The sequence below is a fragment of the Frankia sp. CoWAU3 genome (assembly GCF_977971855.1).
In genome coordinates, this window is record NZ_CDWWXB010000047.1 from 17,799 (window position 1) to 21,191 (window position 3,393).

5 protein-coding genes are annotated in these 3,393 nt (G+C 71.6%); 3 read left to right on the plus strand and 2 right to left on the minus strand.

Features of this window, described 5'->3' with window-relative positions:
* Positions 1-203: 203 nt before the first annotated feature.
* The gene (locus AC08ON_RS07015; protein WP_011436721.1) at positions 204-482 is read left to right on the plus strand and encodes a GlsB/YeaQ/YmgE family stress response membrane protein; all 279 of its coding nucleotides are present in this window, start codon (positions 204-206) and stop codon (positions 480-482) included.
* Positions 483-579: 97 nt separating this feature from the next.
* Complete coding sequence (locus AC08ON_RS07020; RefSeq protein ID WP_476608227.1) at positions 580-1,245, plus strand: DUF2599 domain-containing protein; 666 nt, start codon at positions 580-582, stop codon at positions 1,243-1,245.
* Positions 1,246-1,307: 62 nt separating this feature from the next.
* On the opposite strand, the gene AC08ON_RS07025 is transcribed toward AC08ON_RS07020, so the two are convergent.
* The gene (locus AC08ON_RS07025; protein WP_476616657.1) at positions 1,308-1,826 is read right to left on the minus strand and encodes a TIGR03086 family metal-binding protein; all 519 of its coding nucleotides are present in this window, start codon (positions 1,824-1,826) and stop codon (positions 1,308-1,310) included.
* A 73-nt stretch (positions 1,827-1,899) separates the two neighbouring features.
* A complete protein-coding gene (locus AC08ON_RS07030; RefSeq protein ID WP_476616658.1) occupies positions 1,900-2,499 on the minus strand; it encodes a TetR/AcrR family transcriptional regulator in 600 nt (199 codons plus the stop codon).
* A gap of 362 nt (positions 2,500-2,861) precedes the next feature.
* Between AC08ON_RS07030 and AC08ON_RS07035 the strand changes: the two genes are divergently transcribed.
* Complete coding sequence (locus AC08ON_RS07035; RefSeq protein ID WP_476616659.1) at positions 2,862-3,299, plus strand: formylglycine-generating enzyme family protein; 438 nt, start codon at positions 2,862-2,864, stop codon at positions 3,297-3,299.
* Positions 3,300-3,393: the final 94 nt, after the last annotated feature.

Consider the following 3,393-nt stretch of genomic DNA (forward strand, 5'->3'; position numbering starts at 1 on the left):
CCCGGTCCGGGAGGGCGCTCGACGGGCATCTCGACAGTCATCTCAACGGGCAGGCTGTCCGCAGGACGACGTTTCGGATGTTGTTGGATGTTGTTTGACGAACCGGGTCGGTCGGGTATACGGCGGACGTCCTACTCCTCGATCATCGGTCGGTCATGATCATAGGTCGGCCATCGATGATCATTATTGGTCGGAGGTCTTCCATGGTCTGGACCCTCGTCAGTTGGATGCTGCTTGGTCTCGTTGCCGGCGCGGTCGCGCGCCTGCTCGTGCCCGGACCCGATCCGATGAGTATCCCTGCGACGATCCTGCTCGGCATCGTCGGCTCGTTCGTCGGCGGTTTCCTCGGCTACGTCCTGTTCAACCGTGATCTCAGCGAGGGCGCGCTGCAACCGTCCGGCATCGTCGGCTCGATCATCGGGGGTATCGTCGTGCTGCTGGTGTGGCGGGCGGTGGGCCGCCGCCGTACGTTGCACCGCTGACGCCCGTCCCCGAGGTCGCCTCACGGCCGCCCGGTGCGGTGGGTTGACGCGGCGATAACCGGCGGAACCCACCCGCACCGGATCCGGGGGAACGCACATGGCGGGGACCGCAGGGAGCACCGTGCCCGGGATCGTGGGGGCGCGCCTGTGCGCGCTCCTCGTGCGGGTTCTGCTGGGCGTGCCGGCGGTGGGGCTGCTCGCCGTCGCCTGCGGCCCGGACACCCCGGGCGGCCCGACTCCCGCGCACAGCCCGAGCCCCAGCCCCGAGGCGGCACACAGCCCCGAGGCGACACACAGCCCGCGGGCCGCCGGTGCCAGCACGCCCTACTGCGGCCCGAGCCGCTACGTCGAGGAGATCGTCGTGCAGCAGTGGGCGGACGGCCGGTTTCGCATCCAGGTGCGGCCCACCCCCGAGGGGCGGCGCGCCGGGGACCCCGGCCAGGTTGCCGCCGAGATCTGGCAGGCCGTGCAGGGGTGTGTGACGGGCCTGCGCGGCGAGGTTGCCGACAGTCTGCGTGACCAGCTGGCGTGCCATCAGAACTTCGCGCAGCTACCGGCGCTGAACGGCGGGAAGGGCTTCGCCACCGGCGAGACCTACGACCTGGAAAGCTGGCGGCCGGCGCCGCGTCCCGGCGGCATCCGGACATGGATCTCCACCCGCTGCGGGAACACCCTCGGCACCGATCCCCCCGGGCCACCGGCCAGGATCTACCGGCCGGACGGCGTACGCCCCCAGCGGACGGTCTCCGGCGAGCAGGCCTGACGGCGGGTTGACGACTTGGCGCACGAGCCCGTGTGATCAGTCCCCACGTGATACTGCTGATGTCAGTTCCTCGGGGTCCAGCGGCGTCCGAGTGCGGCCAGGAGCCTGTCCTGGGGTGGGCTGTCGGCGGGCGCGGGCTGGGCGGCGGCATACATGCCGGTCGCGGCGAGCTGGCCACCGAGTGCTTCGACGGCGGGGAGCGTCGCGGTCACCGTGTCGGGATCGAGCTGGACGGTCTGCCCGATGGTGGTGGCCAGATCCCAGGCGTGGACGAGGGGCTCGATGACGGCGACGGTGAGGACCTCGTCCACGGTCCTGGCGCCCAGGGGGGTGTCCACGACGGTGGCCGGGTCCAGGGCCGCGAGGGTGCGTTCGGTGTTCTGGTGGGTGCGCTGCCAGGATGCGCCCGGATCGGGGCCGGCGAGGGCGGTGAGGAGGGCGGGATCGGTGACGGGCGGGCGGGGGCCGTGCCCGGTGAGCAGGCTGACGATCTGCTGCTGGCCGTCGATGACGTGGCCGGTCAACTGCCGCCCGGTCCACACCGGGCAGAGGGACGGGGCGTCCCACCGGTCGGCGGGCACGCGAGTGACGGCACGCGAGTGACGATGGTGGTGAACGTGTCGAGCGCACGGCGGTAGCACTGCAAGGAACGGGTCATGACTCCTTCTGCGGGGTGAGCAGGGGACCGAGCGTCCGCCAGGCGGCGTCGGCCAGGTCGTCGGCGACGAGCGTCGGGGAGCCCGCGGGGCGGGCGAGCCAGTGGCGGCTGTATTCCTGGGCGGGGCCGATCCACAGCGCGACGACGACCGCCAGGTCGGGCCGGTCGGACCAGCCGTGGCCACGCAGCCAGTCGGCCACCGCGGCGAAGAAGCCGCGGTTGTCCGCGGCGGTGCGCTCATCGATCGTGCCGCGCAGGACATCGACCGGCGCGGTCAGCAGCAGTCGGGCCAGCCGCGGATGCTCTTCCACCCACCGCAGATGGCGGGTGACCAGGCGGGTCACGCCATCACGGGGCCCGGTCGAGGTGTGCAGCTCACCCCACAGCGCGCCCTGATGATCGGCAAGACCCGCACCCACCACGGCCGCGGCCAGGTCCCCCCGGGTGGGGAAGCAGTGAAACAGGCTGCCGTTACTGACACCGGCCCGACGCCGAACCGCCTGCATGGACGTGGCCTCCCAGCCCTGCTCCAGCACGCAGGCCACGGCCGCGTCCACCAGCCGGGCCCGACTGGGCGCTACCCCGACACCTCCCATAGAGCACCACTCTAGAGTAACACTCTATACGGACGTCCCGCGATCCTACCGGGACTCTCCGTACGGACGAGCCTCGGTAGGATCGCCGGCCATGGACGCGGGCGTGGGAAACACGTTGATCTCCATCCCGCCGGGGCGGGTGACGCTGTCCGACCGGCGAACGCAGCGCAGCTGGTCGGTCGAGCTCGCGCCGTACTGTCTCGCGGCGTTTCCGGTCACCCAGGAGCAGTACGCGGCGGTCGGCGGCCAGCGGCCGAGTTCGGCCCACGGGGACCGGTTGCCCGTCGAGGGGGTTTCCTGGTGGGACGCGGTCCGGTGTCGAGGGGGTTTCCTGGTGGGACGCGGTCCGGTTCTGCAACGCCCTGTCCCACCGCGACGGGATGGCGCCCGCGTACCGTGTCCAGGCCGACGGCGAGGGTGTCGAGTGGGACACCCGCGCCGAGGGGTACCGGCTGCCGACCGAGGCTGAGTGGGAGTACGCCGCCCGAGCCGGCACGAGCGGCCCGCGGTACGGGCCGCTCGACGACATTGCCTGGTACCGCGGCAACTCCCACGGGCGAATCCATGACGTGGGCGGCAAACAGCCCAACTCCTGGGGCCTGTACGACATGCTGGGCAACGTGTGGGACTGGTGCTGGGACCTGTACAACACCGAGGTCTACGGCACCTATCGGGTGCTGCGGGGCGGCGGGTGGTTCGACGAGCACTGGAGCTGCCGGGCCTCCGTACGCCGCCGCGGCCACCCGGCCTTCCACCTCGACGACGTGGGGTTCCGCGTCGCGCGTTGCGCCGTGCCCTGACCCACGTCGCATCCGTGCTCACGCACCGGTCCGTGTTGCCCGCCGGACGAGAGCGATCCTGATCGGGTGGGGCCTGATCAGGTGGGGTCGGGGC

Bases quoted from the DNA above. Each gene is read 5' to 3' on its own strand.
- AC08ON_RS07020 (WP_476608227.1), top strand. From the start codon at position 580: ATGGCGGGGACCGCAGGGAGCACCGTGCCCGGGATCGTGGGGGCGCGC.
- AC08ON_RS07015 (WP_011436721.1), top strand. From the start codon at position 204: ATGGTCTGGACCCTCGTCAGTTGGATGCTGCTTGGTCTCGTTGCCGGC.
- AC08ON_RS07030 (WP_476616658.1), bottom strand. From the start codon at position 2,499: ATGGGAGGTGTCGGGGTAGCGCCCAGTCGGGCCCGGCTGGTGGACGCG.